We start from the raw sequence: 25420 nt of genomic DNA on the forward strand, positions 1-25420 counted from the left end.
GTGGACCCATGCCCAACATCGCACTCGAACTCGGCAAGCAGTCGGCAAGCCTCGGCGTCAACGGCGCCTACGGTGAGCAGCAGGATGTCGACGGCATCCGTCTGATCCCCGTCGCGCTCAGCTGGACCGGCTTCGGCGGCGGATCCGACGAGTCCGGCAACGGTGGGGGAGGAGGCGGCGGCTACTCGATCCCCGTCGGCGCCTACATCCGCAAGGGCGACGACCTGCGCTTCGAGCCGAACCTCGTCGCCCTGGCCGCCGTGGCGATTCCGCTCGTCTGGGTCGTCGGTCGAGCTTTCAGCCGTGTCATCCGCACCCTCAAGAAGTAACACCGACCCGGTTTCGCAGGCTCTGACGGCGGCGTCCGCCGTGGTGCGACGTGCGATCACGGAGCTCGCCGCCACCAACGCGGTCGTCCTGATCGACGGGCGCAGCGGGGCGGGCAAGTCCACGCTCGCCCGACGGCTGGTCACGACCTGGCCGCTCGCGGGTCGGGTGCAGCTGGTGGCGCTCGATTCCCTCTACCCGGGGTGGGACGGTCTCGACGGGGGCGTCCAGAGCGCGATCGACCAGATCCTCCGGCCGCACGCGCGCGGCCTCGTCGGGGTCTGGCAGCGGTGGGACTGGACCGCCGACGAGTATGCGGAGGCCAGCGCGGTCGATCCGTCGCTGCCGCTGATCGTCGAGGGAGCCGGCCTGCTGACGCCGACGACGGCGCGGCTGGGCGATATCAGGGTCTGGCTGGACTCGCCGGCCGCGTCGCGCAAGTCGCGCGCTCTCGAACGCGACGGCGACGCCTACCGCCCGCACTGGGAGCGGTGGGCGCGTCAGGAGCACCGCCACATCATCCGAGACGAGCCGGAGCGCCTGGCCACGCACGCGTTCGCGATCCCGTAGCCCGACGATCTGTCAGCGGTCCGACTCGATGGCCGTGACGAGACCGTGCAGGCGGTACCCCAGCCAGTCGTAGATCCCGAACCGCGGGTCGCCCTCGTCGTGGTCGTCGGCGGAGCTGATCCCGAGCCGCGTGGCCAGCACCAGCCGCACCGCTGCGAGCGTGCGCAGCCACGCGTCGACGTCAGCCGGCTCCAGTCGCACCTCCACCGATTCCAGGAGGACCGGGTCGGCCGGGTCGTCGGGGATCTGCGCGGCGTCGGCGAGGGAATCGAGCACGACCGCGGCATCTTCGCGGCGCCGCGTGAGCAGATCGCGCTCGGTGAGGGCGCGGAACTCCTCCGACGCCGCGTCGTCGTCGGAGTACCCATCAGGGACAAGGCGTGCGACGGCCGGATCATCGGTGCCGTCGGCGCCGTCGTCGAGGAGGTCGGCGAACTGGCCGACGAGGCCTGCCAGATGCGCGGCCTCCAGGCGCGTGAGCTCCATCCTCACGCCACGGGATGCGGTCATTCGGGGGCCTTCCTGACCGTCGCCCACAGCCCGTAGTCGTGCATCGCCTGGGTGTGCAGCTCCATCTGCTCGCGCGCGCCCTCGGCGACGACGGCGTGGCCGTCGTTGTGCACCGCGAGCATCAGCCGCTCGGCCCGCTCCGCGGGCAGGCCGAAGTACTCGCGGAACACGTGGGTCACATAGCTCATCAGGTTGACCGGATCGTCCCACACGACGGTCTGCCAGGGCCGATCCGGTACCGGGGCCGCCACCTCGACGGGCGACTCCTCGGTGCGCGTCGCCTCGATGACGCCCATCACGCCCACCCGAGCTCGTGGAGACGGTCGTCGTCGATGCCGTAGAAATGGGCGATCTCGTGCACGAGGGTCGTATGGACCTCGTCTCGCAGCTCGTCCTCGTCGGCGCAGGCGGCCAGATGCGGCTCGCGGTACACGATGATGCGATCGGGCAGCTCGCCGACGCCGTAGCGGTCGCGCTCGGTCAGCGCGTAGCCGTCGTACAGGCCGAGCAGGTCGAGGCTGCCATCCTCAGGGCGATCCTCGACGACGAACACGACGTTGTCGAGCCCTTCGACCATGTCGTCGGGCAGCCGATCGAGCTCGTCGATCACGAGTTCCTCGAAGACCGCGGCATCCATCTCGAACATCATCCGATGATCTCTGGACCGCACATGGGGTGAGTAACGGGACTTGAACCCGCGACCCCCTGGACCACAACCAGGTGCTCTACCAACTGAGCTATACCCACCATGTCTCCCGCCTGCGCGGGCAACTGAACGATTCTCTCACATCTCCGAGGCGAATGACGACACGACGGAGGAGGCGACGGCGCGCGCGCCCTCCGATGTCGGACCCGGCTCGGGGACGAAGACGACCTGACGATAGTAGGCGAGCTCCCGGATCGACTCGAGGATGTCGGCGAGCGCGCGGTGGCCCCCGTCTTTGGCCGGGGCGTGGATGTACGCGCGCGGGAACCAGCGGCGGGACAGCTCCTTGATGCTGGAGACGTCGACGTTGCGGTAGTGCAGCCAGCGGTCCACCCGCGGCATGTACTTGGCGAGGAACATGCGGTCGGTGCCGATGGTGTTGCCCGCGAGCGGGGCCTTGCCCTCGAGGGGCACGAACCGCTGGATGTACTCGAGTGCCTGGAACTCCGCGTCGGCGACGCTCACGCCGTGCGGGATCTCCTCCAGCAGGCCCGACTTCTCATGCATCTTGGTGACGAAGTCGTTCATGTTGGCCATCGCCGAGGCATCCGGCTTGATGACCACCTGGAAACCGGGATCGAGTGGGCGCAGCTCGAAGTCGGTGACGACCACCGCGATCTCCACGAGCTCGTCGACCTCGAGATCGAGGCCCGTCATCTCGCAGTCGATCCATACCAGACGGTCATTGTCGGAGGCGCCCACCATGAGACCATCCTAATGATCGAGGGGGACACCGACAGATCTGCGGTCCCCCAGACACGATTCGAACGTGTGACCGGCGGATTAGAAGGCCGCTGCTCTATCCACTGAGCTACTGGGGGTCGCCCTCCAGGCTACCGGGTCGCGTGAGCGGCCACCCGCATCCTCCGTCCGGTCGCATCTTCCCTCCGGCCGTGTCCGGGCGTAGCGTCGGAGAGGCAACGACGGGAAGGAGTTCACTCATGACCGCAACGGAAACGCACCACCCGCTCTGGGTCGCCTACGGAAGTGGCGGCGTCGTCGGCAGCATCCGCAAAGACGACGACGGGTACACGGTCACCATGGCCGGTGCCGACGAGGTGACGGGCACATACCCGTCGATGGAGGTCGCCAAGAGCGCTCTCCACTCGCACATGCGGCCGGGAAGCGACTGGCCGGAGTTCCGCGAGCACTGACGCCCGCGTGGCCCCGCCGCGGCGCCCGTCGATCACGCGTCGGCGGGCGCCGTCGCGGTGCGGGACGCCCCCTGCCGGCGCGGCGCCGCGGTGTCGAACAGGGGCAGTGCCAGATGCACTCCGGGTCCGATGAGCACCGCGAACAGCACGGTGCCGATCCCCACGGTGCCGCCGAGCACCCAGCCGAGCGCCAGCACGGAGACTTCGACGACGGCCCGACAGACCCAGATCGGCCAGCCGAGCCGGGCGTGAAGACCCGTCATCAGGCCGTCGCGCGGCCCCGGACCGAACCGAGCGCCGATGTACAGTCCCGACGCGAGCGCGACGGTGGCGATGCCGCCGAGCAGCACCGCCGACTGCGGGAGGATGCCGCTGATCGGCGGGATCGCATCGAGGGCGACCTGCATCGCGGTGCCGACGAGGAGGATGTTGGCCAGGGTGCCGACGCCCGGACGCTGCCGCAGGGGGATCCAGGCGAGCAGCACGGCGAATCCGACGATGTTCGTGATCCAGCCCACACCGATTCCGGTCCTGCCGGCGATCCCCTCGGCGAACACCGTCCACGGGTCGACGCCGAGACCGGCCTCGACGGTCAGGGCGCATCCGACGCCGTAGAGAATGAGGCCGATGAGGAGCTGGGCGATCCGTCGTGTCACGTACTGATCCAATCGCAGAAGTGGCCTGTGTCATGCATGCCAATACGGGTAGCCTGGACTGATGGACTCCCGCATCTCCGCCCGCGCGCTCACCGCCTCCCTCGGCGGGTGGCGTACGAGGGAACCGGCGTACGAGGCGCTCGCCGACGGCATCCGCCTGCTGTGCGTGGACAACCGGCTCGCCCCCACACCCTGCTTCCGGCCGAGCGCGAACTCGCGGCCGCACTCGGACTGAGCCGCAGCACGGTCGCGGCGGCGTACCAGAGCCTGCGCGATTCCGCGCACATCCGCAGCCTTCGCGGCTCCGGGAGCGTCACCCTTCCGCTGGCCCGCCGGGATGTCGCGCTCGTCGACGGCGGAGTGGAGGCTGTCGATCTGCAGCAGGCCAGTCCACCGGCGTGGCCGGGGCTGGCAGGGGTGTTCGCCGAGGTCGCGGGGTCGGCCGCGACGCTCGTCGGCCGGTCCGGCTACGACATGCGGGGAAGCCTTCTGCTCAGGGCGTGCATCGCCGCGCGGTACACCGCCCGGGGGGTCGCCACCACGCCGGAGCAGATCCTCGTGACCAACGGCGCGCAGAGCGCCATCCATCTGCTCGGGCGGGTGCTGATCGGGCGCGGCGACCGAGTCGTGGTGGAGACCCCCACGTATCCCCATGCCGCCGAGGCTCTGCGCGAGGCGGGCGGACGCCTCGTCGGCGTTCCCGTCTCCACGGCGGAGGGCTGGGACCTCGAGCGCGTCGCGCAGGTGTTCGCGCGCACGGTGCCGGCGCTCGCATACCTCATGCCGGACTTTCAGAATCCGACAGGCCGCTCGATGACGCCCGGCGAAGCGGAGATCGTGGCGCGATCCGCCGAGCGCGCGGGCACCACGCTCGTCCTCGACGAGACGACAGCCGAACTCGACATCGATCGCCAGGTGCCCGGTCGATCGTTCGACGCGTGGGACGACCCCTCGATCGTGCGGCTGGGCTCGCTCGGCAAGACCGTGTGGGGAGGCCTGCGGATCGGCTGGGTGCGCGCCGGCGAGGAGCTGATCCGCCGGCTCATCGCCGCGCGCCCCGTGCACGACCTGGGCACGCCGGAGTTCGAGCAGGCGGTGGCGCTGGCCCTGCTCGAGCGCATGGACGAGATCGTGCCGCAGCGTGCGGCCCTGCTCGGTGGAGCCAGAGACGCCTTGCGCGGGGCGCTGAACAGGCGGCTTCCGCAGTGGCGGGTGCCCCGCCCCGAGGGCGGGGTGTCGCTCTGGGTCGAGCTGGATGCCCCGCTCAGCGCCGCCCTGGTCATGGATGTGCGCACGCGCGGCGTCCTCCTCTCGGCCGGGCCCCGGTTCTCGGTCGATGGGGGACACGACCGCCACCTGAGACTGCCCTTCACCGCGCCCATCGAGGACTATGACGCGGTGGTCGGGAATCTCGCCGCGTCCTGGGAGCGGGTCCGACAGGGCGCCCCTGCGACCGTGCTGGCGGGCGAGGACGCGCTGGTCTGATCGGAGCGACGCTCGTCGTCTCCTCCCCAGCGCGGGTGACCTCGCGATCGCTCCACATCGGGCCCTGCGCGCCGGTGCGCGGCAGGCTCACCGAGCAAGCTGAACGAGCGTCGGTGCCCGGCGGGCACCCGGGCACCGACGCAGCCCGGGGGCATGCCCCGGCATCGACCCCAGGAGGATCACATGAACGCCGTCATCACCATCAGCGGAAACGTCGCGACGCAGCCGGAGAGCAGGGCCAACAGCGCCGGCATGACGATCGCGAACTTCCGTGTCGCGTGCAACGAACGCCGCTTCGACCGCGCGAGCGGTCAGTGGGTGTCCGCCGGCACGAGCTTCTACACCGTGTCCGCCTTCCGGTCCCTCGGGGATCACGTCCTGCACTCCGTCAAGAAGGGCGACCCCGTGATCGTGAGCGGGCGCCTGCGCGTGCGGGAATGGGACAACGGCGAGCGTCGCGGCACCGCGGTCGACATCGAAGCCGAAGCCGTCGGTCACGACCTGCGCTGGGGCACTGCGGTGTACAGCAAGCGGCCGGGCTCGCCGTCGCCGACGCCCGCGACCGGGACCGATCAGCGGGCCGAGTCCGACGGCTGGGCGGCCCCTGGCCTCGACGAGGCGACGTGGGCGGTCGCCGCGGTCGGCGACGGGGCCGATGCGGCGCCGGCGGAAGCGGCCGATGCGGCCGCGCCGGCCGACGAAGCCATGGTGCCCTTCTGAGCCGCGCGGCGGGCGTGCAGCGGCGGGGCCCTAGACTCTCCCCGTGTCCCGCCGACTGCCGCCGACCCGACCGACGACCCGCTTCGCTGCCGTGCTGGGCGCCGCGGCCGTGGTCGCGGTGGCGCTGAGCGCCTGCACGCCGAGCACACCCGCACCCGCGCCCACCGCGCCCGCAACCACGCCGAGCACGACGGCCACGCCGTCGGCGAGCCCCACCGTCGCGCCGACGCCGGCCGCTCCCTCCCTGTTGCCCGACGGCAGCGCCTCCGACAACCTGCCGTACTTCGAGACCGTCGTGGAGGCGGTGTGGGCCGGCCCGGAGCGCGCCGCCGGTCGCGCGTACATCGACGCACTCGTGGTCGCTGGCTTCGACAAGGCCGCGATGGAGGTCACGCCGGATACCTCGACGGTCGGGAACGCAGCGGAGAGCATCCAATTCTCGGTCAGATGGGACCAGGAATGCCTCGTCGGTCAGGTCGGTCCGGCCACCGGTGAACCGGTGGTCGTGGTGGTGCCCGTGCTCCAGGAGGGCACATGCCTGGTCGGCCAGACCAGGCCCATCGACTGGTGACCGCGCTTTCTGCACGGTCGCACGCCGGCGGCCGGTAGGCTGGGACGCTGACGTTCGCAGCGCAAGGAGAGTCGCACACGCATGGCTGAGTACATCTACTCGATGGTTCGCGCCCGCAAGGCGGTCGGCGAGAAGCTGATCCTCGACGACGTGACGATGGCGTTCCTCCCGGGGGCCAAGATCGGAATGGTCGGCCCCAACGGCGCCGGAAAGTCGACGATCCTCAAGATCATGGCGGGGCTGGACCAGCCCTCCAACGGCGAGGCGAAGCTCACTCCGGGCTTCACGGTCGGCATCCTCATGCAGGAGCCGGTGCTCGATGAGGACAAGAGCGTGCTCGAGAACATCGAGGAGGGCGTCGCGATCAAGGCGAAGCTCGACCGGTTCAACGAGATCTCCGCGCTCATGTCCGACCCGGACGCCGATTTCGACACGCTGCTGGCAGAGATGGGAACCCTCCAGGAGGAGATCGACGCGGCCGACGCCTGGGATCTGGACTCGCAGCTCGAGCAGGCGATGGACGCCCTGCGCACGCCGCCCGCGGATGCTTCGGTGAAGCATCTCTCCGGCGGTGAGAAGCGCCGTGTCGCGCTCGCCAAGCTCCTCCTGCAGAAGCCGGACCTGCTGCTCCTCGACGAGCCCACGAACCACCTCGACGCCGAGAGCGTGCTGTGGCTCGAGCAGCACCTGCAGAAGTACCCCGGCGCCGTGATCGCGATCACGCACGACCGCTACTTCCTCGACAACGTCGCCGAGTGGATCGCCGAGGTCGACCGCGGCCGGCTCATCGGCTACGAGGGCAACTACTCGACCTACCTCGAGAAGAAGCGCGAGCGGCTGGAGGTGCAGGGCAAGAAGGACGCCAAGCTCGCCAAGCGCCTCGCCGAGGAGCTCGACTGGGTGCGATCGAACGCCAAGGGCCGCCAGGCGAAGTCCAAGGCCAGACTGGCCCGGTACGAGGAGATGGCCTCTGAGGCGGAGCGCACGCGCAAGCTCGACTTCGAGGAGATCCAGATCCCGCCGGGGCCGCGCCTGGGCAGCGTGGTCATCGAGGCGAAGAAGCTCCAGAAGGGCTTCGACGGCCGCTCGCTCATCGACGGGCTGACCTTCTCCCTTCCGCCGAACGGCATCGTCGGCGTCATCGGTCCCAACGGCGTCGGAAAGACCACGCTGTTCAAGACCATCGTGGGGCTCGAGCCTCTCGACGGAGGCGACCTGAAGGTCGGCGAGACCGTCAAGGTCAGCTACGTCGACCAGTCGCGGGCGAACATCGACCCCAGCAAGACGCTGTGGGAGGTGGTCTCCGACGGCCTCGACATCATCACCGTGGGAAAGACCGAGATCCCCTCTCGCGCCTATGTGTCGAAGTTCGGCTTCAAGGGGCCGGACCAGCAGAAGAAGGCCGGCGTGCTCTCCGGCGGTGAGCGCAACCGCCTGAACCTCGCGCTCACGCTGAAGGAGGGCGGCAACCTCCTGCTCCTCGACGAGCCGACCAACGACCTCGACGTCGAGACGCTCCAGTCGCTGGAGAACGCGCTCCTCGAATTCCCCGGCTGCGCTGTGGTCATCACCCACGACCGGTGGTTCCTCGACCGGATCGCGACCCACATCCTCGCCTACGAGGGCACCGACGAGAACCCCGACCAGTGGTACTGGTTCGAGGGCAACTTCGAGGCCTACGAGGAGAACAAGGTCGCCCGCCTCGGCCCCGACGCGGCGCGTCCGCATCGCACGGCCTATCGCAAGCTGACGCGCGACTGACGTGTCCGACACCCGCGTCCACATTCCCATCCACCTGCGGTGGGGCGATCTCGACGCCCTCGGGCACGTCAACAACACCTCCATGCTGAAGCTGCTCGAGGAGGCTCGTCTGCGCGCCTTCTGGAGCTCCGAGGAGGGGGAGGCGGCACCGCCGACCGCCGTCCTCGACATGTCGGTGCTCGAAGGGGGCGGCCCGCGAGCGACGCTGATCGCGCGTCAGGAGATCGAATACCTCCGGCCGGTCCCGTACGGGCAGCGTCCGCTGGACGTGCAGATGTGGATCGGCAAGATCGGCGGATCGAGCATCGAGGTCTGCTACGAGGTGTTCAGCCCGATCTCCGACGCGGAGCAGGTGCTGTATGCGCGGTCGTCGGCCGTGGTCGTGCTCGTGGACACCGCCTCGGGGCGGCCGACACGCCTGTCCGACACCGAGCGCGCCGCATGGGAGCCGTTCCTCGGCGCACCGATCGCCTACCGGCGCTGACCGGCGGCGCCCGGGGTCAGCCGGCCTCGGGCACCCGCACCATGATCTCCTGCGCGACGCTGGCCATCAGCGCGCCGTCGGCAGAATAGATGCGCCCGTTCGCGAGCCCACGGCCGCCGCGGGCGCTGGGCGACTCCTGCACGTAGAGCATCCACTCGTCCACGCGGCCGAACCGGTGCCACCACATGGCGTGGTCGAGGCTCGCGACCTTGAGTCCCCGCGTCGCCCAGGCCACGCCGTGGGCGCGCAGGATCGACTCCTGGATCGTGAGGTCCGACAGGTAGGCGAGCGCCGCGCGGTGGATCGCCGGCGTGTCCGGAATGGGGCGGCGAACCCGCATCCACACGGCTTGGCGGGGCGCGCGCTCGCCGTCGACGGTCACGTAGATCGGCGACGGCACGTGCCGGAGGTCGACCGGGCGATCCGTGAACAGGCGCTTCGACATGGGGTGCAGCCCCTGCAGGTGCGCCTCGACGTCGGGCAGCTCCTCGGGAGCGGGGATGTCGCCCGGCATGGGGGCCTGGTGGTCCAGCCCGGGATCCTCGTCCTGGAACGAGGCGATCATCGAGAAGATCGGCACGCCCTCCTGGAACGCCTGGGTGCGCCGCGTGGAGAACGACCGGCCGTCGTGGATGCGGTCGACTGAGAACGTGATGCCCTTCGCGGAGTCGCCGGGCCGGAGGAAATAGCCGTGCATCGAGTGCACGCGGCGATCCTCGGCGATGGTGCGCTCCGCGGCGACGAGGGACTGGGCGAGCACCTGCCCGCCGTATACGCGCCCGAGCGGCATGTCCTGCGATCGGCCCGTGAAGATGTCTTCGGTGGTGCGTGCGCCGGAGTCGGCGAGGTCGAGTACGGCGAGCATGGATGCGACGGGGTCGGGGTCGGGCTGGACCGTCGCAGGTGCGGGCTGATGGGCGTCGGTCACGGGGTCTCCGTCTCGAGTGCGGCGGGAGCGAGCGGGAGTGCCGGTCGTCGCTTGGTAGTTTAGGGCGGATGTCCTCTCGCCTTCTGTTCGCCGACGCGCACGCGGCCGCCGACGCCCTCACCTACGCCGCGCGGACCACCTCGCTCGGCGACGGCAGCGTGCGGCTCAAGGCCGCCGCCGGTGTGCTGGCGATGACCTCGGCGCCGCTGTCCCCCCGGGGGCTGTTCGACACGACCCCCACGATCATCGGAATGCGCACCCTCGCGGTCGACCCCGAACTGGAGTGCGACCTCGTCGTGGAGGCGGCGGCGCTGACGGCCGCACCCGACGACCCGCGCGCGCTCGAACTTCCCGCGTCGGCGGTGAACGCGTCCTGGGCCGGGGTGTCGCCGCCGCGCGGCGGATGGACGCCCGCGCACACCGTCCCGGCGGCGGTCCTCGCCTCGCGCGCGCAGTGGGGGATCGCGGCGGTGGCCGAGGCGATGCCGCAGAACCCGGGTGAGGACGCCGTGCGGGCGGTGCGCGCCCGCATCTGGGGTGCGCCCGACGACGCGCTCGCCGGGCTGGCGCTCGGTGCGGCCTTCGCCGCGTTCGCGCTGGGCTTCATCGGCGGCGAGGAGGAGGCGCGGGTGTTCACCGCCCCCGCCTGGACACGGATGAGTCTGGCACGCGGACACGTCCTCGTGCGGGGTCCGGTGCGCTCGGGGCTCACGCAGGTGCGATCCACCGGCGCCGGCTGACCGCGTCGGCGAGGACCGGGCTCACACCGCCGCGGCCGCGGCACGCCCGGCGGTGCGGCCCGAGAAGAGGCATCCTCCGACGAACGTGCCCTCCAGCGCGCGGTAGCCGTGCATCCCGCCGCCGCCGAACCCGCTGGCCTCACCGGCGGCGTACAGCCCCGCCACGGGGGTGCCGTCCGGGCCGAGCGCGCGGGCGGAGAGGTCGGTCTCGATCCCGCCAAGGGACTTGCGGGTGAGCACGTGCAGCTTCACCGCGATGAGCGGCCCTGCGTCCGGGTCGAGGATGCGATGCGGCGCCGCGGTACGGATCAGCCTGTCTCCCCGGTACGCGCGCGCGGACCGCAGCATCGCCGTCTGCGCGTCCTTCGTGAACTCGTTGTCGACGTCGCGATCTCGGGCCTCGAGCTCGGCTCGGACGCGTGCGCCATCGAGCACCTCGCCGCCGGGGAGGGCCCGCATGCCGTCGATGAGCGCGTCGAGGTCGTCGCGCACGACGAAGTCGGCGCCGTGATCGAGGAATGCCTGCACGGGTCCTGCGGCGCCCTTGCCCAGTCGCGACCGCAGCAGCAGTCCGACGTCTTTGCCGGTCAGGTCGGGGTTCTGCTCGCTGCCCGAGAGCGTGAACTCCTTCTCGATGATCCTGTGCGACAGCACGAACCAGGAGTGGTCGTGCCCGGTCGTCCTCAGGTGGGAGAGCGTGCCGAGCGTGTCGAATCCGGGGAACAGCGGCACCGGCAGACGGGCGCCGGTCGCGTCCAGCCACACCGAGGAGGGGCCGGGAAGGATCCGGATGCCGTGCCCGGGCCAGATCGGATTCCAGTTCTGGATGCCCTCGACGTAGTGCCACATGCGGTCGCCGTTGATGAGCCGGGCTCCGGCTTCCTCGCTCACGGACAGCATCGCGCCGTCGACGTAGGCGGGAACGCCCGTCACCATGGCGGCCGGAGGTGTGCCGAGGCTCGCGGGCCAGTTGGCGCGGACGAGGTCGTGGTTGCCTCCGATGCCGCCCGAGGCGACGATCGTGGCACCGGCGGCGATCTCGAACGATCCGACGACTTCCCGCGAGGTGGCCGCGCCGCGCGCCGCACCGGAGGGCGCCAGCACGTCGCCGCCCACTCCGGTGACGGCATCCCCGGTGCGCGTCAGTGCCGTGACCCGATGGCGGGGGAGCACGGTGAGGCGACCTTCGGCCTCACCGCGTTCCAGCGCGGCCTGGAAGGGCGCGACAAGGCCCGGCCCCGTGCCCCACGTGATGTGGAAGCGGGGCACCGAGTTGCCGGGACCGAGCGCGGTGTACCCGCCCCGCTCGGCCCATCCGACGACGGGGAAGAAGCCCACGCCCTTCTGCCTGAGCCACGCGCGCTTCTCGTGATGGGCGAACTGGAGGTAGGCCTCGGCCCACTGGCGCGGCCACTGGTCCTCTTCGCGGTCGAACCCGGCGGTTCCGAACCAGTCCTGGCGGGCGAGGTCGATCGAGTCGCGGATGCCCATGCGGCGCTGTTCCGGGCTGTCGACGAAGAAGAGCCCGCCGAAGGACCACCACGCCTGTCCGCCGAGGTTGGTGCGGGACTCCTGGTCGACGACGATCACGCGCTTGCCGGCGGCGAGGGCCTCACCGGCGGCGACGAGGCCCGCCAGGCCCCACCCGATGATCAGGACGTCGGTGGTGCGGGGCGCGGGGCTCGAGGGCATGGGCGACTCCTTCGTCGGGGGAGGGGCGGGTCAGGCCGTGCCGTCGCGCTCGGTGCGCTGCTGCGTGACGACCGGGATGCCGGACGCGGCGCGACCGGCGGGTGCGGGCCCGATTCCGGTGGGTTCGAAGGTGTTCACCATGGCGAACGCCGCACGTTGAAGATAGTCCCACAGCGTGGCCTCGTGCAGGGGCGGCAGCTCCAGCGCATCGACCGCGTCCCGCATGTGCGCGAGCCAGCGATCGCGTGCGTCGGGGTTGACGTGGAAGGGCTGGTGGCGCATGCGCAAGCGCGGGTGGCCGCGCTCCTGGCTGTAGGCGGTCGGTCCGCCCCAGTACTGCTCGAGGAACATCAGCAGACGGCGCTTGGCGGGGCCGAGATCCTCTTCGGGGTACATCGGCTTGAGCACGTCGTCGCCGGCGACGCCGTCGTAGAAGACGTCCACCAGTCGCGCGAACGTGGCGTGCCCGCCGACCTCGTCGTAGAACGAGAGGGGGGTGTCGGCATCGGTCATGGCGTCTCCTTTCCGGAGGGTGCGTCTCCGCCGGGCTTGCCGGGACGCTTGGGGCGCCACACCGGCCGCGACCCGGCCGGCACCTCGTCGGTGGGCGGGGCGGTGGGATTGGGCTTGGTGATGGGCGGGTTCGCTCCCCGCACCCGCTGGGCGCCGTCGAGACCCGTGAGCATCACCGACGACAGCTGCGGGATGGCGATCCCCTCGGCGTCCAGCGCGCGCTTGACCCGGACCCGCAGCTCACGGGCCACGTCGTCCTTCGCGTTGGCGCGCGTCTTCATCACCAGACGCACCACCAGCGCGTCGCCGTCGATGGATTCGAGGCCCCACACCTCGGGATGCTCCACGATGCGGGTGCGCCACTTGGCGTCCTTGGCGAGGGCCTTCGAGGTGTCGAGAAGGGTCTTCTCCACGGCATCCAGATCCGCGTCCGCCGGCACCGACAGGTCGAGGATCACGCGCGACCAGCCCTGGGAGAGGTTGCCGATGCGCGTGATCTCGCCGTTGCGCACGTACCAGAGCGTGCCGTTGGCGTCGCGCACGTGCGTGACCCGCACGCTCACGTACTCCACGATGCCCGCCGCCAGTCCGAGATCGACGACGTCGCCGATCCCGACCTGGTCCTCGGCCACGATGAAGATGCCGTTGAGCACGTCCTTCACGATGTTCTGCGCGCCGAAGCCGAGGCCGGCGCCGATGGCCGCGCTCAGCAGCGTGAACGACGCGAGGGTGTCGGGGGCGATGACGTAGACGATCAGCGTGAAGGCGATGATCACCACGATCACGCCGGTGATGTTCTGCAGGATCGACCCGAGCGTCCGCGTCCGTTGCACGAGCCGCACCGAGGCCAGCGGCGAGCGCTCGAGGGCCATGGTGTCGGTCACGCTGGCACGTGATTTCGCCCCGTTGACGATGCGGCTGACGACGCGGCGGATCACCAGGCGCAGGATCCAGGCGACCACGATCGCGCCGACGACGATGCCGAGGATCGTCAGCAGGTCGATTCCGGCGGCGACGAACCAGTCGCCGACCCGCTGCCAGAACCCGGAGTCGGTGACGTCGACGCCCGGGTCGGTGACGTCCGCCGGGAAGGGAAGGGTGCTCATCGGCTCGATCCTAATGACGGATGCCTCGACCCCGCCTGTGAGCGGGGCCGAGGCATCCAGAGCGGATCAGTGCGCGTCGCGCTCCTGCACGGCCAGCGCGCGCTCCACACCGGCGAGGTTCTCGGCGACGAGGCGTCGCAGCGCGGGTGCGGCGTCGGCGTGGGCCTCCAGCCATGCCCGCGTGGCGTCGCGGAGGGCGAGGTCGGCGAGCGGGGCGGGGTAGAGGCCCGCGACGAGGTACTCCGCGATCTTGTACGTGCGCGACTCCCAGATCGGCAGCAGCATGTCGAAGTACGCCGGCACGAACGCGGCCAGCAGGTCGCGTCCCGCGGGATGCACGAAGCCGAGAGCGGCCGAGCGGACGATCGTGTTCGGCAGGTCGTCCTTGCCCACCAGCGCATCCCATGTCGCCTGCTTGGCCTCGGCCGTGGGCAGCGCGGCCTTGGCCTGCGCGGCGAATTCGCCGCCCTTCGCGGTGTTGTCGGCGGCGAGCGCGGCATCGATGTCGGCGGTGGTCACCGCACCTCCGGCGGCCAGCGACACGAGCAGCTGCCACGACAGGTCGGTGTCGATCGTCAGGCCCTCGAGCACCGTCTCACCGTCACGGAGGGCGCGCACTCTCTCCCAGTGCGCGTCGGTGGCCGCGGCGCCGGCGAACGCGGTGACGAACTGCAGCTGGCTGTCGCTTCCGGCCGCGGCGCCCTGCGCAAGCGTCCAGAGGGCATCGGCCACCTTCTCGCGCGTCGCCTCCCGTGCCTCGGGGGCGACGTAGGAGCTCGCTGCGAGCAGGAGCTGCGCGAGCGTGGTGCGCACCGTCGTGGACTCCGTCTCGCTGCCGATGTTGCGCAGCACGAGGTCCACGTAGTCCGAGGCCGAAGCCTCCGCGTCGCGGGTCTGGTCCCACGCCGCGCCCCACACGAGCGAGCGTGCGAGCGGGTCGGCGATCTTGCCGAGGTGGTCGATCGCGGTCTTCAGCGAGCGCTCGTCGAGGCGGATCTTCGCGTAGGCGAGGTCGTCGTCGTTGAGCAGCACGAGGTCGGGGCGCTTCAGGCCCTTGAGCTCGGCGACCTCGGTGAGGTCGCCGTCGACGTCGAGCTCGGCGTGGTGGACGCGCACGAGGCTGTCGCCCTCGAGGTTGTAGAAGCCCACGCCGAGGCGGTGCGGGCGGATCGTCGGGTAGTCGGCCGGGGCGGTCTGCACGATCGCGAAGCGGGTGATGGTGCCGTCGCCGGCGGTGGCGATCTCCGGCGAGAGGGTGTTGACCCCCGCCGTCTCGAGCCACTTCTTCGACCAGCTGGTCAGCTCGCGGCCGCTGGTGACCTCGAGTTCGGCGAGCAGATCGGCGAGCTCCGTGTTCGACCACTGGTGCTTCTTGAAGTACGCGCCCACGCCCGAGAAGAACGCGTCGATGCCGACCCACGCGGCCAGCTGCTTGAGGACCGAGCCGCCCTTGGCGTACGTGATGCCGTCGAAGTTGACCTGGACATCCTCGAGGTCGTTGATCTGGGCGACCACGGGGTGCGTCGAGGGGAGCTGGTCGGCGCGGTACGCCCACGTCTTCTCCATGGCGTTGAACGTCGTCCAGGCCTCGGTCCACTCGGTGGCCTCGGCGGTGGCGATGGTCGAGGCCCATTCGGCGAACGACTCGTTGAGCCACAGGTCGTTCCACCACTTCATGGTGACGAGGTCGCCGAACCACATGTGGGCGAGCTCGTGGAGGATCGTGACGACGCGGCGCTCCTTGACGGCGTCGGTGACCTTCGAGCGGAACACGTAGGTCTCGGTGAAGGTCACCGCGCCCGCGTTCTCCATCGCGCCCGCGTTGAACTCCGGGACGAAGAGCTGGTCGTACTTGGCGAAGGGGTAGGGGAAGTCGAACTTCTCCTCGAAGTAGGCGAAGCCCTCGCGCGTCTTGTCGAAGATGTAGTCCGCGTCCAGGTGCTGCCACAGGCTCTTGCGGCCGTAGACGCCCAGCGGGATGACGCGGCCGGAGGCGCTCGTCAGCTCCGAGAAGGTGGCCTCGTACGGGCCGGCGACCAGCGCCGTGATGTACGAGGAGATGCGCGGGGTCGGCTCGAACGTCCACGTCGCGACGTCCTCGCCCGCGGCGACGGGCTCGGGGGTGGGCGAGTTGGAGACGACCTTCCACGCGGCCGGCGCGGTCACGGTGAACTGGAACGTCGCCTTGAGGTCGGGCTGCTCGAACACGGCGAACACGCGGCGCGAGTCGGGGACCTCGAACTGCGAGTAGAGGTAGACCTCGCCGTCGACGGGGTCGACGAAGCGGTGCAGGCCCTCGCCGGTGTTGGTGTAGAGGCAGTCGGCGTCGACGACGAGCTCGTTCTCGGCGGCCAGGTCGTCCAGCGCGATGCGCGAGTCGGAGAAGGCGGTCGACGGCTCGATGGACCGGCCGTTCAGGGTGATCTCGCGCACGTCGCGCGCGATCAGGTCGATGAACGTCGAAGCGCCCTCGGTGGCGGTGAATCGCACGACGGTGCGCGAGGCGAAGACCTCGGCGCCCTTGGTGAGGTCGAGCGCGACCTCATACGACTGCGTGTCGATGATCGCGCGGCGCTCCTGCGCCTCGATGCGGGTGAGGTTCTCTCCAGGCACTGCAATGCTCCCGTTGGTGTCGGTGGGGATCGCGAGGTCGGCGCTGCTGGCGCCGACGACAACCGTCCCAGCCTACGTCAGCGGCTCCGCCCGTGCGGTGCGGGATGCCAGGATGGAGGCGTGAATACGGACGTTCCCTTCGCAACCGACGCGGCCGCCTCGGGCGCCCCGCACATCGAGATCCCCGTCGCCTACGACGCGATCCTGCTCGCCGGCTTCGGCGGGCCGGAGGGCCAGGACGACGTGATCCCGTTCCTGCGCAACGTGACCCGCGGCCGGGGCATCCCCGACGAGCGGCTCGAAGAGGTCGCGCACCACTACCGGCACTTCGGGGGAGTGAGTCCGATCAACGCGCAGAACCGCGCGCTGAAGGCGGCACTGGAGGCGGAGCTGGCCCGCCGCGGGATCGACCTGCCCGTGTACTGGGGCAACCGCAACTGGGCCCCGTACCTCGAGGAGGCGGTTGAGGATGCCGCCGCTGCGGGCCACCGCAGCCTCATCGCCCTCGCCACGAGCGCGTACTCGTCGTTCTCGAGCTGCCGGCAGTACCGGGAGGACTTCGCCCGGGTGCTCGCCGAGACCGGTCTTGCCGACACCGTCGCCATCGACAAGGTGCGCCAGTTCTTCGACCACCCCGGCTTCGTGCAGCCGTTCATCGACGGCGTGCGCGACGCCGTCGCCGGCTTCCTCTCCGACGGCGTCGCCCCCGAGCGGGTGCGCGTGCTGTTCTCCACGCACAGCATCCCCACCGTCGACGCCCAGCGATCAGGTCCCCGCGAGGGCGACCCCGCCCACCGTGACTTCGGCGACGGCGGCGCCTACGCGGCCCAGCATCTGGCCGTTGCCGAGGTCGTCATGGCGGCCGTCGCCGCGGAGATCCCCGACGCGGCGGGCATCGGCTGGGAGCTGGTGTACCAGTCGCGCTCCGGCCCGCCCACTCAGCCGTGGCTCGAGCCCGACGTCAACGACGTCATCGCCGAGCTGCCGGCAGCGGGCGTGGCGGCCGTCGCGATCGTGCCGCTGGGGTTCATGAGCGACCACATGGAGGTGCTCTGGGACCTCGACACCGAGGCGATGGATGCCGCGGCCGACGCCGGCGTGCGCGCGGTGCGCACCCCGACCCCCGGCATCGACCCGGTCTTCGTGTCCGGTCTCATCGATCTCATCGAAGAGCGCGTGAACGGCACCCCGGCCGGCGAGCGCCCGCACCGCACCGATCTCGGCCCGTGGTTCGACGTGTGCCGCCCGGCGTGCTGCGAGAACATCCGGGCCGGCTTCAAGCCCGCCGCTGCCGGCATCGCCCCCTGACACCGACCATCCGCGACATCCTGAGGACCCCATGCGCATTCACATCGCGACCGACCACGCCGGCCTCGAGTTCTCCACCCAGCTGCAGCACCATCTGGCCGCGCAGGGCCACGAGGTCATCGATCACGGTCCGATCGAGTACGACCCGCTCGACGACTACCCCGCCTTCTGCATCCGCGCCGCCCAGGCGGTCGTGCGCGACCAGCGCGCGGGCATCGAGGCGCTGGGCGTCGTCTTCGGCGGATCGGGCAACGGCGAGCAGATCGCGGCCAACAAGGTGGAAGGCGTGCGGGCGGCCCTGGCGTGGTCGATCGCGACGGCGGAGCTGGCCCGGGAGCACAACGACGCGAACGTGATCGCCATCGGCGCCCGCCAGCACACGTTCGACGAGGCGGTGACGTTCATCGACCGATTCGTCGCGACGCCCTTCTCGGGCGAGGAGCGCCACGCGCGCCGCATCGGCCAGCTCGCCGCGTACGAGACCGAGGGTCTGCTCGAGCCCGACCCGCGGGCTCGGCCGGTGCAGCCCGACGTGCTCGCCGCCGAAGACAGCGCCTTCGATCCCGAAGCGGGCTGAGACGCGGTGCCCGAGGGCCATTCCGTCCATCGCATCGCGCGGCAGTTCTCCCGCAACTTCCTGGGGCGCCGCATCGCGGCATCCAGTCCGCAGGGCAGGTTCGGCGAGGGCGCGGCAGTCCTCGACGGCCGCACGGTGACGGCGGTGCGTGCGGTCGGCAAGCAGATGTTCCTCGAGTTCGACGACGACCTGTGGCTGCGCGTCCACCTCGGCATGTACGGTGCCTGGGACTTCGCGGGCGAGATCCTCGTCGACCGCACGATCGCCTCCGCCAACGGCCGCATGGGGCAGACCAACCAGCGCGGCACCGACCTCGACCCGCCCGTCATGGATGCCGCGGGCGAGAACTCGCTCACCTCGATCGGCGCCCCCCGCCGCACGCGCGTGCACGTGCGCATGTCGGAGCAGACCACCGGTCTGGCCGACGACGGCGATCAGTGGCCGCCGCCCGTGGTCGGTCAGGTGCGCCTCCGGCTGCTCACCGATGCGACATGCGCAGATCTGCGCGGTCCCACGGCGTGCGAGATCCAGACGCCCGACGAGGTCGCCGCGACGATCGCGAAGCTCGGACCCGACCCGCTGGTGGACGATCCCGCCGAGGGGGAGCAGCGCTTCGTCGCGGTCGTCGGGCGCAAGCCGACGTCGATCGGGCTGCTCCTCATGGACCAGACCGTCGTCAGCGGCATCGGCAACGTGTACCGGGCCGAGATGCTCTTCCGCGCGCGGCTGAATCCTCATACGCCGGGGCGGCAGGTCCCCGCCGACGTCGTGCGGGGCCTCTGGCGCGACTGGGTGGGGCTGCTGCGGATCGGCGTGGAGACCGGTCAGATGATGACGATGGACGACCTCTCGCCGGAGGACTGGCGCAAGGCCATGGCCAGCCGCGACGACCGCCACTGGGTCTATCACCGGGCGGGTTTGCCGTGCCGGGTCTGCGGGACCGCGATCGTGGTCGAGGAGGCGGCGGGCCGCAAGCTGTACTGGTGCCCCTCGTGCCAGGCGTGACGGGCCCGGTGTGCTCCTAGGCTGGGATCCATGCGTCAGAACCCCAGCTTCGCGATGACCGACGTCGCCGAGATCCGCAGGCTCATCGAGCTGAACCCGTGGGTGACGATCGTGAGCGACGCCGAGACGGGCCTGGTGGCTTCGCACTACGCGGTGCTGCTGGACGACCGGCGCGACGATCTCACGATCGTCGGCCACGTGGGCAAGCCCGACGATCTCATCCACGGCCTCGGGGAGCGCGAGATGCTCGTCGTGGTGCAGGGGCCGCACGGCTACGTGTCGCCCGGCTGGTACGGCGAGGTGGCCGCGGTGCCCACATGGAACTTCGTCTCGGCGCACCTGTCGGGCGTGCCCGAGATCCTGTCGTCCCACGAGAACCTGGCGGTGCTGGAACGGCTCGTGGCGCGCTTCGAGAGCGGGATGCCGCAGCCGCGGCCCCTGTGGGCGCCTCCCAACGACCCCGAGTTCGTCTCCCGCCTCGAGCGCGGCACCGTCGGGTTCCGCCTCACGCCCACCCGCGTGGTCGGAAAGCGCAAGCTGAGTCAGAACCGTCCCGACGAGATCGTCGAGACCGTCATCGCGGGCCTGTCCGCCGGCGTCGGCACCTACGCAGATCCGCGCCTCCCCGCCGAGATGCAGCGGGACCTCGACGCGCGGCGGGCCGCGCGATGATCGCCCGCGGCGAGCGCGTCGACATCATCGCGAACGCGCGGCTCACCGGTGCCGATCGCCTCGACCCGTTCGGCGACGAGCCCGTCGACGTGCACCTCGACGGGGGGCTCATCGCCGACATCGCGCCCGCGCGCGCCCTGCCGCGCCGCGGCGCGGTGCTCGATGCCGGGGGCGCGTGGCTGGTCCCCGGACTGTGGGATCACCACGTCCACACCGTGCAGTGGGCGTTGGCCGCGCAGCGCACCGGCCTCGGCGGCGCGACGTCGGCCGCGCACGCCGCGGCGATCATGGCGACCGCGCCGGTGCTGGCCGACGGACGTCGCGTCGGCGCGGGCTTCCGCGACGCCCTCTGGCCGGACGCGCCGACCCTCGCCGTGCTCGACGCCGCGACGGGCGAGATCCCGACCTATCTGATCAACGCCGACGTGCACAGCGTCTGGCTCAACAGCGCCGCCCTGCGCCGGGAGGGTCATTTCCTCGACGCGGGCGGGATGCTCCGCGAGGAGCCCGCCTTCGAGATCTCGCGACGTCTCAACGCGGCCGCCACCGAGGTCGTCGACCCCCTGGTGTCGGAGATGGCGAGGGATGCCGCGAGCCGCGGCGTCGTCGGCATCGTCGATCTGGACATGGCGTGGAACGAGGAGGCGTGGGCGCGCCGGCTTGCGGGTGGCTTCGACACCTTGCGCGTCGATTTCGGGCTCTATCCGGCGCACCTCGATCGCGCGCTGTCGGAAGGGCTCGCGACGGGAGACCCGGTGCGGGGCGCACCCGACGACCTCGTGCGGGTCGGCCCGCTCAAGGTCATCACCGACGGTTCGCTCGGCACCCGCACCGCGGCGTGCTCGCATCCCTACCCGGGCGACCCCGCGAACCACGGCCTGCTCACCGTCGAACCCGACGTGCTCGTCGATCTCATGACCCGGGCCGCGGGCGGCGGGCTGGCGTGCGCGATCCACGCCATCGGCGACATCGCCAACTCGCACGCGCTCGACGCGTTCGCGGCGACCGGCGCCTGGGGCACGATCGAGCACGCGCAGCTGGTCGCCCACGCCGACATCCCGCGCTTCGCCCGGCTCCGGGTCGGGGCGAGCGTCCAGCCGGCCCACGCCCTCGACGACCGCGACCTGACCGACGCGATCTGGGCCGAGCAGACCGCGCAGCCCTACCCGTTGCGGGCGCTGGCCGACGCTGGGGCGAATCTCCTGTTCGGATCAGATGCCCCCGTCTCACCGCTGGACCCGTGGGCGGCGATGGCGGCGGCCGTGTTCCGCACCCGCGACGGCCGGGAGCCCTGGCAGCCGCAGCAGGGGGTCGACGCCGCGATCGCACTCGCGGCATCCACCCGTCTCGGCTCCGCCGAGGCGACCGGTCTGGAGCCGGGGGCGACGGCCGACCTCGTCGTGTGCGGGGCGGATCCGCTCGCCGCCGACGAGGCACGGCTGCGCGGCATGACCGTGGCCGCCACACTGCTGGCCGGCCGGCTCACGCACGTGGACTGACCGTCCGACGACGACGACGAACGGCCCCGGGGATCCCGGGGCCGTTCGGTCAGTCGGTGACGACGCTCACTCGGCGAGGTGCGCGAACAGGAACCAGCGGTCCTTCTCCAGCGACGCCTTGATGCCGATCGCGATGTCCTGGCTGGTGAGGTCGATCTCGTCGAGTCCGTCGATCGCCGCCTGGACGTCGGCGATCACGGCGTCCATGTCCGCGATCACGGCGCGCACGATCTGGTCCCACTGCGTGAAGCCGGCCGGGACGTCGGTCGCCTTGGCCTTCGACGCCACGGTCCCGACGCGGGCGTCGACGGGAAGGCCCAGAGCGACGATGCGCTCGGCGGCCTCGTCGGCCCCGGCCTGGGCGTGGGCGACGATCGTGTCCAGCAGTTCGTGGATCGCCACGAAGTTGGCGCCGCGCACGTTCCAGTGCGCCTGCTTGCCGTTGACGGCGAGGGCCTGCAGCCCCAGGACGACGGGGGTGAGGAACTGGGCGCTGCCGGCGGCGACGGTGGGGTCGGCGGCGGTGGCGGGAGTGGTGTTCGTCTTGGTCATGATGGTCGCCTCCATGTCTGCGGGTGCGGCCCGCGATGAGAAGAACGCTACTCGTCACGAAGAATTCCGCAAGGAAGCGAAGGCTGGGCTAACCAGGGATTCTCCGCGTCGGAGCGGCGACGCACGGCGGCCGCCGTCGCGTCGTTGAGGAGCACGCGTCGGCGGCTCGACTAACGTCGAGGGGTGCCCTCCGCCGATCACGACCTCGGGCCTGCACGACTGGCCGAACCCGCCCCTCAGGCGACGCCTCCGTCGACGGAGCGCTCACCCGAGCACGCCGCTCCCTCGCGCTTCCTGCCGCACGTCCAGGGGCTGCGGGCGATCGCGGTCCTCTTCGTCGTGCTCTACCACTTCTGGCCCGGCCGGCTCCCGGGCGGATACGTCGGCGTCGACGTCTTCTTCGTCATCTCGGGCTTCCTCATCACGGCGCACCTGATGCGTGAGCTCACCGCGACCGGCACCGTGCGTCTCGGCCAGTTCTGGGCCCGGCGGGCACGGCGCCTCCTGCCGGCATCCCTCCTGGTCCTCGTGTTCTGCGCGATCGTCGCCGGCTCGCCGTATCTGATGCCGACCTCGGCACTGCCGAACGAGATCAGCGAGATCATCGCCTCCACGTTCTACGTCGAGAACTGGTACCTGGCACTGACCTCGGCCGATTACCTCAATCACGCGGGTAATCCCACGACGGTGCAGCACTACTGGTCGCTGTCGCTCGAAGAGCAGTTCTACGTGATGTGGCCGCTCATCCTCCTCCTGGCCGCGTGGGTCGGCGTGAAGTGGTTCCACGGTGCGCGCCGCCGCGCCGTGCTCGTCGCGATCGGCGCGGTGACCCTCGCATCCTTCGTCTTCTGCGTCGTCTTCACCCTCACCGACCCGGCGCCGGCGTACTTCGTCACATTCGGACGCATGTGGCAGTTCGGCGTCGGCGCGCTCGTCGCGCTGGTGCCGATGCTGCGCGTGCGCAACGCCATCGGCAGCTTCGTGCTGGGGTGGTCGGGGGTCGCGGTGCTGCTGTACGTGGCCTTCGCCTTCGACGGCCAGACGCCCTTCCCGGGCTACATGGCGGCGCTGCCCACTCTCGGCGCGGCGGCCGTGATCGCGGCATCCAACACCGACCGCTGGTGGTACCCCACCCGGGTCCTCGCGATCCGACCCGCCCAGTTCGTCGGCGACATCTCGTACTCGCTCTACCTCTGGCACTGGCCGCTGATCATCATCGCCCCGTCGGTGCCGTTCTGGGGCCTGACGATCTACCACCGTGTCGCGCTCCTGGCGCTGTGCTTCGTGCTGGCGTGGCTGACCAAGCGCTTCGTCGAAGATCCGGTCCGCAGCTGGAAGGTGCTGACCTCGCGCCGCGCTCGGGTCACCCTGTGGTCGTCGCTGGCGGCCATGCTGCTGGTCGCCGGCACCGCCGCAGGAGCGTGGGCCCTCAACGCGCCGGTCTACCGCGACGGCGTTCAGGCGATCGACGACCTGCGCGCCGATCCGCCCGAGTGCTTCGGTGCGGCATCCATCCTCGACACCGCCTGCGCGACCGCCGATTTCGGCTCGGCCATCCTGCCCTCGCCCGGCTTCGCGGGCGTGGACCGCCCGGAGAACCCCGAGTGCTTCGTGCAGCTGAACGACGCGCGCCCGGTGTCGTGCGAGTTCGGCGCGGATGCCGCGCAGGCTCCGACCGTCGCTCTCATCGGCGACAGCCACGCCTACCAGCTGCTGTCGACGTTCCAGCGCCTGGCCGAGGAGAACGGCTGGCATCTGGTGACCTACTTCAAAGGTGCCTGCCCCTGGAGCACGACGCCGCTGGCGACCCCGGGAGCCTTCGGCGCAGCCTGCACCGAGTGGCGCGAGGGCGTGCGCGAGGGGCTCGCCGACCGCGACATCGACGCCGTGTTCACCGCCGCCATCGCGACGACGCCGTACGCGGCGTCCGGATTCGACTCGTCGTACGACGCGGCGGTGGCGGGCTATCGGGAGGCGTGGACCGAAGTGCTCGACCGCGGCATCCCCGTGGTCACCGTCGTGGACAACCCGGTCTGGGAGACCGACCCCAACAAGTGCCTGCGCACACGCGACGCCGGCGCGTGCGACGGCGCCCGCGCCGAGGTGCTCGTGGCCGATGATCCGCTGCGCGGCGCCGCCGACGGGATGGCCGGGGTGACCCTGCTCGACTTCACCGACGTGTTCTGCGACGCAGACAGCTGCGCGCCGGTGGTCGGCGGGGCGAACGTCTACCGCGACCAGGACCACCTCACGGTCACGTTCGCCGACACCCTCGGCCCCTGGTATTCGGAAGCGGTCGAGTCGGCGCTCTCCGCCCGCGCCGGCTAGTCGCTCGGTAATGTCTGGTGTCATGACCGTCGCCGACCACGCCAGCGTCCTCGCGCTGAACGGGAAGATCCCCGACCTCGACCCCAGTGCCTTCGTCGCCGCCGGCGCGCGCATCGTGGGGGCCGTCACCCTCGGCGAGGAGGCCAGCGTCTGGTACAACGCCGTGCTCCGCGCCGACAGTGCGTCCATCACCGTCGGGGCCGGCAGCAATCTCCAGGACAACGTGTCGGTGCACGTCGATGCCGGGCACCCGGTCGTGATCGGCAAGGACGTGTCGGTCGGCCACAACGCGATCGTGCACGGCTGCACGATCGGCGACGGCTGCCTGATCGGCATGGGCAGCACGATCCTGTCGGGAGCGGTCATCGGCGAAGGCACCCTCGTGGCCGCCGGGGCGGTCGTGCTCGAGGGCACCGAGATCCCCCCGGGCTCGCTCGTGGCCGGTGTGCCCGGGCGCGTCCGCCGTGAGCTGACCGCAGCCGAACGCGAGGGGATCCTCGCGAACGCCCGCGTCTACCGTGCCCACCGCGCGACGCACGTCGCCGCCGAATCCGTCGGCGATTGACCCCGGGGCCGGCCATGCGGATCGAATCGCTCGCGGCCGACGAGGTCTTCGTGTTCGGGTCCAACGCCCAGGGGGCGCACGGCGGGGGAGCGGCCCGGTTCGCGTACGAGAGGTTCGGCGCCCTGTGGGGGCAGGCGGAAGGTCTCCAGGGGCAGTCCTACGGCATCGACACGATGTCGGGCCTCGAGGCGTTCCAGGAGCAGGCGCGGCGGTTCGTCGCTTTCGCCGCTCAGCATCCCGAGCTGCGGTTCCTCATGACGGAGGTGGGCTGCGGCATCGCGGGCTACCGGCCCGCGCAGGTGGCGGGCTTCTTCACGGGAGCGCCGGCGAACGTCGTGCTCCCGGCATCCTTCGAGAAGGTGATCGGCGCGCCGTGAC

Annotated in this window: 29 protein-coding genes and 2 tRNA genes; 18 read left to right on the forward strand and 13 right to left on the reverse strand. The window is 70.9% G+C overall.

Annotated elements, in window-relative coordinates; translation table 11 throughout:
- Window positions 1-8: 8 nt before the first annotated feature.
- Complete coding sequence (locus HQM25_RS07980) at window positions 9-329, forward strand: hypothetical protein (protein WP_172989755.1); 321 nt, start codon at window positions 9-11, stop codon at window positions 327-329.
- Window positions 330-369: 40 nt separating this feature from the next.
- Window positions 370-897, forward strand: coding sequence for a hypothetical protein (locus HQM25_RS07985; RefSeq protein WP_367948299.1), 528 nt, complete (start codon window positions 370-372; stop codon window positions 895-897).
- A 12-nt stretch (window positions 898-909) separates the two neighbouring features.
- On the opposite strand, the gene HQM25_RS07990 is transcribed toward HQM25_RS07985, so the two are convergent.
- The 6 genes from HQM25_RS07990 to HQM25_RS08015 all read right to left on the reverse strand — a co-directional run bounded on the left by HQM25_RS07990 (window position 910) and on the right by HQM25_RS08015 (window position 2934).
- Window positions 910-1407: a DUF2017 family protein gene (locus HQM25_RS07990; protein WP_172989756.1), complete on the reverse strand. Its 498-nt coding sequence runs from the start codon at window positions 1405-1407 to the stop codon at window positions 910-912.
- The gene (gene clpS / locus HQM25_RS07995; protein ID WP_172989757.1) at window positions 1404-1703 is read right to left on the reverse strand and encodes an ATP-dependent Clp protease adapter ClpS; all 300 of its coding nucleotides are present in this window, start codon (window positions 1701-1703) and stop codon (window positions 1404-1406) included. The genes HQM25_RS07990 and clpS overlap by 4 nt, the downstream gene beginning before the upstream one ends.
- Window positions 1703-2056 carry a metallopeptidase family protein gene (locus tag HQM25_RS08000; RefSeq protein ID WP_172989758.1) on the reverse strand — a complete coding sequence of 118 codons (354 nt, stop codon included), beginning with the start codon at window positions 2054-2056 and terminating at the stop codon, window positions 1703-1705. Before HQM25_RS08000 ends, clpS begins: the two co-directional genes overlap by 1 nt.
- Before the next feature lie 22 nt (window positions 2057-2078).
- Window positions 2079-2154 (reverse strand) — tRNA-His (locus HQM25_RS08005).
- Window positions 2155-2191: 37 nt separating this feature from the next.
- On the reverse strand, window positions 2192-2818 hold the full coding sequence (gene orn / locus HQM25_RS08010) for an oligoribonuclease (protein WP_172989759.1): 627 nt from the start codon (window positions 2816-2818) through the stop codon (window positions 2192-2194).
- Window positions 2819-2861: 43 nt separating this feature from the next.
- Window positions 2862-2934 (reverse strand) — tRNA-Arg (locus HQM25_RS08015).
- A 120-nt stretch (window positions 2935-3054) separates the two neighbouring features.
- Between HQM25_RS08015 and HQM25_RS08020 the strand changes: the two genes are divergently transcribed.
- A complete protein-coding gene (locus tag HQM25_RS08020; RefSeq protein WP_172989760.1) occupies window positions 3055-3267 on the forward strand; it encodes a methyltransferase in 213 nt (70 codons plus the stop codon).
- Window positions 3268-3299: 32 nt separating this feature from the next.
- Here HQM25_RS08020 and HQM25_RS08025 read toward each other — a convergent pair whose 3' ends face one another.
- On the reverse strand, window positions 3300-3923 hold the full coding sequence (locus HQM25_RS08025) for a YczE/YyaS/YitT family protein (protein ID WP_172989761.1): 624 nt from the start codon (window positions 3921-3923) through the stop codon (window positions 3300-3302).
- A gap of 61 nt (window positions 3924-3984) precedes the next feature.
- Between HQM25_RS08025 and HQM25_RS17815 the strand changes: the two genes are divergently transcribed.
- From HQM25_RS17815 to HQM25_RS08050, 6 genes are all read left to right on the forward strand, one after another.
- Entirely contained in the window at window positions 3985-4158 is a 174-nt protein-coding gene (locus HQM25_RS17815; RefSeq protein WP_254359618.1) for a hypothetical protein, read from the forward strand.
- Window positions 4086-5408 (forward strand): PLP-dependent aminotransferase family protein, encoded by a 1323-nt coding sequence (locus HQM25_RS08030; RefSeq protein WP_254359619.1) that lies wholly within the window; start codon window positions 4086-4088, stop codon window positions 5406-5408. Before HQM25_RS17815 ends, HQM25_RS08030 begins: the two co-directional genes overlap by 73 nt.
- A 183-nt stretch (window positions 5409-5591) precedes the next feature.
- A complete protein-coding gene (gene ssb / locus HQM25_RS08035) occupies window positions 5592-6128 on the forward strand; it encodes a single-stranded DNA-binding protein (RefSeq protein ID WP_172989762.1) in 537 nt (178 codons plus the stop codon).
- A 43-nt stretch (window positions 6129-6171) separates the two neighbouring features.
- Window positions 6172-6699: a DUF6993 domain-containing protein gene (locus HQM25_RS08040; protein ID WP_254359620.1), complete on the forward strand. Its 528-nt coding sequence runs from the start codon at window positions 6172-6174 to the stop codon at window positions 6697-6699.
- Between the two features lie 81 nt (window positions 6700-6780).
- Window positions 6781-8460, forward strand: coding sequence for an energy-dependent translational throttle protein EttA (ettA, locus tag HQM25_RS08045; protein ID WP_172989763.1), 1680 nt, complete (start codon window positions 6781-6783; stop codon window positions 8458-8460).
- Between the two features lies 1 nt (window position 8461).
- On the forward strand, window positions 8462-8944 hold the full coding sequence (locus tag HQM25_RS08050) for an acyl-CoA thioesterase (protein WP_172989764.1): 483 nt from the start codon (window positions 8462-8464) through the stop codon (window positions 8942-8944).
- Window positions 8945-8960: 16 nt separating this feature from the next.
- Here the strand turns inward: HQM25_RS08050 and HQM25_RS08055 are convergent, their stop codons facing one another.
- Window positions 8961-9809, reverse strand: a complete 849-nt coding sequence (locus HQM25_RS08055) for an acyl-CoA thioesterase (protein WP_172991578.1) — start codon at window positions 9807-9809, stop codon at window positions 8961-8963.
- A 131-nt stretch (window positions 9810-9940) separates the two neighbouring features.
- Here HQM25_RS08055 and HQM25_RS08060 point away from each other — a divergent pair, with 131 nt between their 5' ends.
- Window positions 9941-10612 (forward strand): hypothetical protein, encoded by a 672-nt coding sequence (locus tag HQM25_RS08060; protein WP_172989765.1) that lies wholly within the window; start codon window positions 9941-9943, stop codon window positions 10610-10612.
- Between the two features lie 21 nt (window positions 10613-10633).
- On the opposite strand, the gene HQM25_RS08065 is transcribed toward HQM25_RS08060, so the two are convergent.
- The 4 genes from HQM25_RS08065 to pepN form a co-directional block, all read right to left on the reverse strand.
- Window positions 10634-12304, reverse strand: a complete 1671-nt coding sequence (locus HQM25_RS08065) for an FAD-binding dehydrogenase (RefSeq protein ID WP_172989766.1) — start codon at window positions 12302-12304, stop codon at window positions 10634-10636.
- 30 nt (window positions 12305-12334) lie between these two features.
- A complete protein-coding gene (locus HQM25_RS08070; protein ID WP_172989767.1) occupies window positions 12335-12817 on the reverse strand; it encodes a globin in 483 nt (160 codons plus the stop codon).
- Entirely contained in the window at window positions 12814-13923 is a 1110-nt protein-coding gene (locus HQM25_RS08075; RefSeq protein WP_172989768.1) for a mechanosensitive ion channel family protein, read from the reverse strand. Before HQM25_RS08075 ends, HQM25_RS08070 begins: the two co-directional genes overlap by 4 nt.
- A gap of 66 nt (window positions 13924-13989) precedes the next feature.
- Window positions 13990-16536 (reverse strand): aminopeptidase N, encoded by a 2547-nt coding sequence (pepN, locus tag HQM25_RS08080; RefSeq protein WP_172989769.1) that lies wholly within the window; start codon window positions 16534-16536, stop codon window positions 13990-13992.
- A 120-nt stretch (window positions 16537-16656) separates the two neighbouring features.
- Between pepN and HQM25_RS08085 the strand changes: the two genes are divergently transcribed.
- From HQM25_RS08085 to HQM25_RS08105, 5 genes are read left to right on the forward strand one after another with little or no spacing between them, the layout of a single operon-like run.
- Window positions 16657-17844 (forward strand): ferrochelatase, encoded by a 1188-nt coding sequence (locus HQM25_RS08085; RefSeq protein WP_172989770.1) that lies wholly within the window; start codon window positions 16657-16659, stop codon window positions 17842-17844.
- 31 nt (window positions 17845-17875) lie between these two features.
- Window positions 17876-18421 (forward strand): ribose-5-phosphate isomerase, encoded by a 546-nt coding sequence (locus tag HQM25_RS08090; RefSeq protein ID WP_172989771.1) that lies wholly within the window; start codon window positions 17876-17878, stop codon window positions 18419-18421.
- A 6-nt stretch (window positions 18422-18427) separates the two neighbouring features.
- Entirely contained in the window at window positions 18428-19426 is a 999-nt protein-coding gene (locus tag HQM25_RS08095; protein WP_172989772.1) for an Fpg/Nei family DNA glycosylase, read from the forward strand.
- Window positions 19427-19456: 30 nt separating this feature from the next.
- Window positions 19457-20098, forward strand: coding sequence for an FMN-binding negative transcriptional regulator (locus HQM25_RS08100; protein WP_172989773.1), 642 nt, complete (start codon window positions 19457-19459; stop codon window positions 20096-20098).
- Window positions 20095-21597 carry an amidohydrolase gene (locus HQM25_RS08105; RefSeq protein ID WP_172989774.1) on the forward strand — a complete coding sequence of 501 codons (1503 nt, stop codon included), beginning with the start codon at window positions 20095-20097 and terminating at the stop codon, window positions 21595-21597. The genes HQM25_RS08100 and HQM25_RS08105 overlap by 4 nt, the downstream gene beginning before the upstream one ends.
- A 66-nt stretch (window positions 21598-21663) precedes the next feature.
- Here HQM25_RS08105 and HQM25_RS08110 read toward each other — a convergent pair whose 3' ends face one another.
- Entirely contained in the window at window positions 21664-22149 is a 486-nt protein-coding gene (locus HQM25_RS08110) for a Dps family protein (protein WP_172989775.1), read from the reverse strand.
- A gap of 183 nt (window positions 22150-22332) precedes the next feature.
- On the opposite strand from HQM25_RS08110, the gene HQM25_RS08115 reads away from it, so the two are divergent.
- From HQM25_RS08115 to HQM25_RS08125, 3 genes are read left to right on the forward strand one after another with little or no spacing between them, the layout of a single operon-like run.
- Complete coding sequence (locus tag HQM25_RS08115) at window positions 22333-24477, forward strand: acyltransferase family protein (RefSeq protein ID WP_172989776.1); 2145 nt, start codon at window positions 22333-22335, stop codon at window positions 24475-24477.
- A 22-nt stretch (window positions 24478-24499) separates the two neighbouring features.
- Window positions 24500-25042 carry a gamma carbonic anhydrase family protein gene (locus tag HQM25_RS08120; protein ID WP_172989777.1) on the forward strand — a complete coding sequence of 181 codons (543 nt, stop codon included), beginning with the start codon at window positions 24500-24502 and terminating at the stop codon, window positions 25040-25042.
- Window positions 25043-25056: 14 nt separating this feature from the next.
- Window positions 25057-25419, forward strand: a complete 363-nt coding sequence (locus HQM25_RS08125; RefSeq protein WP_172989778.1) for an A1S_2505 family phage non-structural protein — start codon at window positions 25057-25059, stop codon at window positions 25417-25419.
- Window position 25420 lies beyond the last annotated feature (1 nt).

It is taken from the genome of Microbacterium hominis, from assembly GCF_013282805.1.
Lineage (GTDB): Bacteria > Actinomycetota > Actinomycetes > Actinomycetales > Microbacteriaceae > Microbacterium > Microbacterium hominis_B.

What these genes read in the sequence shown, in the direction of transcription:
- HQM25_RS07980 (WP_172989755.1), top strand. Translation starts at nt 9, where the DNA reads ATGCCCAACATCGCACTCGAACTCGGCAAGCAGTCGGCAAGCCTCGGC.
- HQM25_RS07990 (WP_172989756.1), bottom strand. Translation starts at nt 1,407, where the DNA reads ATGACCGCATCCCGTGGCGTGAGGATGGAGCTCACGCGCCTGGAGGCC.
- clpS (WP_172989757.1), bottom strand. Translation starts at nt 1,703, where the DNA reads ATGGGCGTCATCGAGGCGACGCGCACCGAGGAGTCGCCCGTCGAGGTG.
- HQM25_RS08000 (WP_172989758.1), bottom strand. Translation starts at nt 2,056, where the DNA reads ATGATGTTCGAGATGGATGCCGCGGTCTTCGAGGAACTCGTGATCGAC.
- orn (WP_172989759.1), bottom strand. Translation starts at nt 2,818, where the DNA reads ATGGTGGGCGCCTCCGACAATGACCGTCTGGTATGGATCGACTGCGAG.
- HQM25_RS08020 (WP_172989760.1), top strand. Translation starts at nt 3,055, where the DNA reads ATGACCGCAACGGAAACGCACCACCCGCTCTGGGTCGCCTACGGAAGT.
- HQM25_RS17815 (WP_254359618.1), top strand. Translation starts at nt 3,985, where the DNA reads ATGGACTCCCGCATCTCCGCCCGCGCGCTCACCGCCTCCCTCGGCGGG.
- ssb (WP_172989762.1), top strand. Translation starts at nt 5,592, where the DNA reads ATGAACGCCGTCATCACCATCAGCGGAAACGTCGCGACGCAGCCGGAG.
- ettA (WP_172989763.1), top strand. Translation starts at nt 6,781, where the DNA reads ATGGCTGAGTACATCTACTCGATGGTTCGCGCCCGCAAGGCGGTCGGC.
- HQM25_RS08055 (WP_172991578.1), bottom strand. Translation starts at nt 9,809, where the DNA reads ATGCTCGCCGTACTCGACCTCGCCGACTCCGGCGCACGCACCACCGAA.
- HQM25_RS08060 (WP_172989765.1), top strand. Translation starts at nt 9,941, where the DNA reads ATGTCCTCTCGCCTTCTGTTCGCCGACGCGCACGCGGCCGCCGACGCC.
- HQM25_RS08065 (WP_172989766.1), bottom strand. Translation starts at nt 12,304, where the DNA reads ATGCCCTCGAGCCCCGCGCCCCGCACCACCGACGTCCTGATCATCGGG.
- HQM25_RS08070 (WP_172989767.1), bottom strand. Translation starts at nt 12,817, where the DNA reads ATGACCGATGCCGACACCCCCCTCTCGTTCTACGACGAGGTCGGCGGG.
- HQM25_RS08075 (WP_172989768.1), bottom strand. Translation starts at nt 13,923, where the DNA reads ATGAGCACCCTTCCCTTCCCGGCGGACGTCACCGACCCGGGCGTCGAC.
- HQM25_RS08090 (WP_172989771.1), top strand. Translation starts at nt 17,876, where the DNA reads ATGCGCATTCACATCGCGACCGACCACGCCGGCCTCGAGTTCTCCACC.
- HQM25_RS08100 (WP_172989773.1), top strand. Translation starts at nt 19,457, where the DNA reads ATGCGTCAGAACCCCAGCTTCGCGATGACCGACGTCGCCGAGATCCGC.
- HQM25_RS08105 (WP_172989774.1), top strand. Translation starts at nt 20,095, where the DNA reads ATGATCGCCCGCGGCGAGCGCGTCGACATCATCGCGAACGCGCGGCTC.
- HQM25_RS08110 (WP_172989775.1), bottom strand. Translation starts at nt 22,149, where the DNA reads ATGACCAAGACGAACACCACTCCCGCCACCGCCGCCGACCCCACCGTC.
- HQM25_RS08120 (WP_172989777.1), top strand. Translation starts at nt 24,500, where the DNA reads ATGACCGTCGCCGACCACGCCAGCGTCCTCGCGCTGAACGGGAAGATC.
- HQM25_RS08125 (WP_172989778.1), top strand. Translation starts at nt 25,057, where the DNA reads ATGCGGATCGAATCGCTCGCGGCCGACGAGGTCTTCGTGTTCGGGTCC.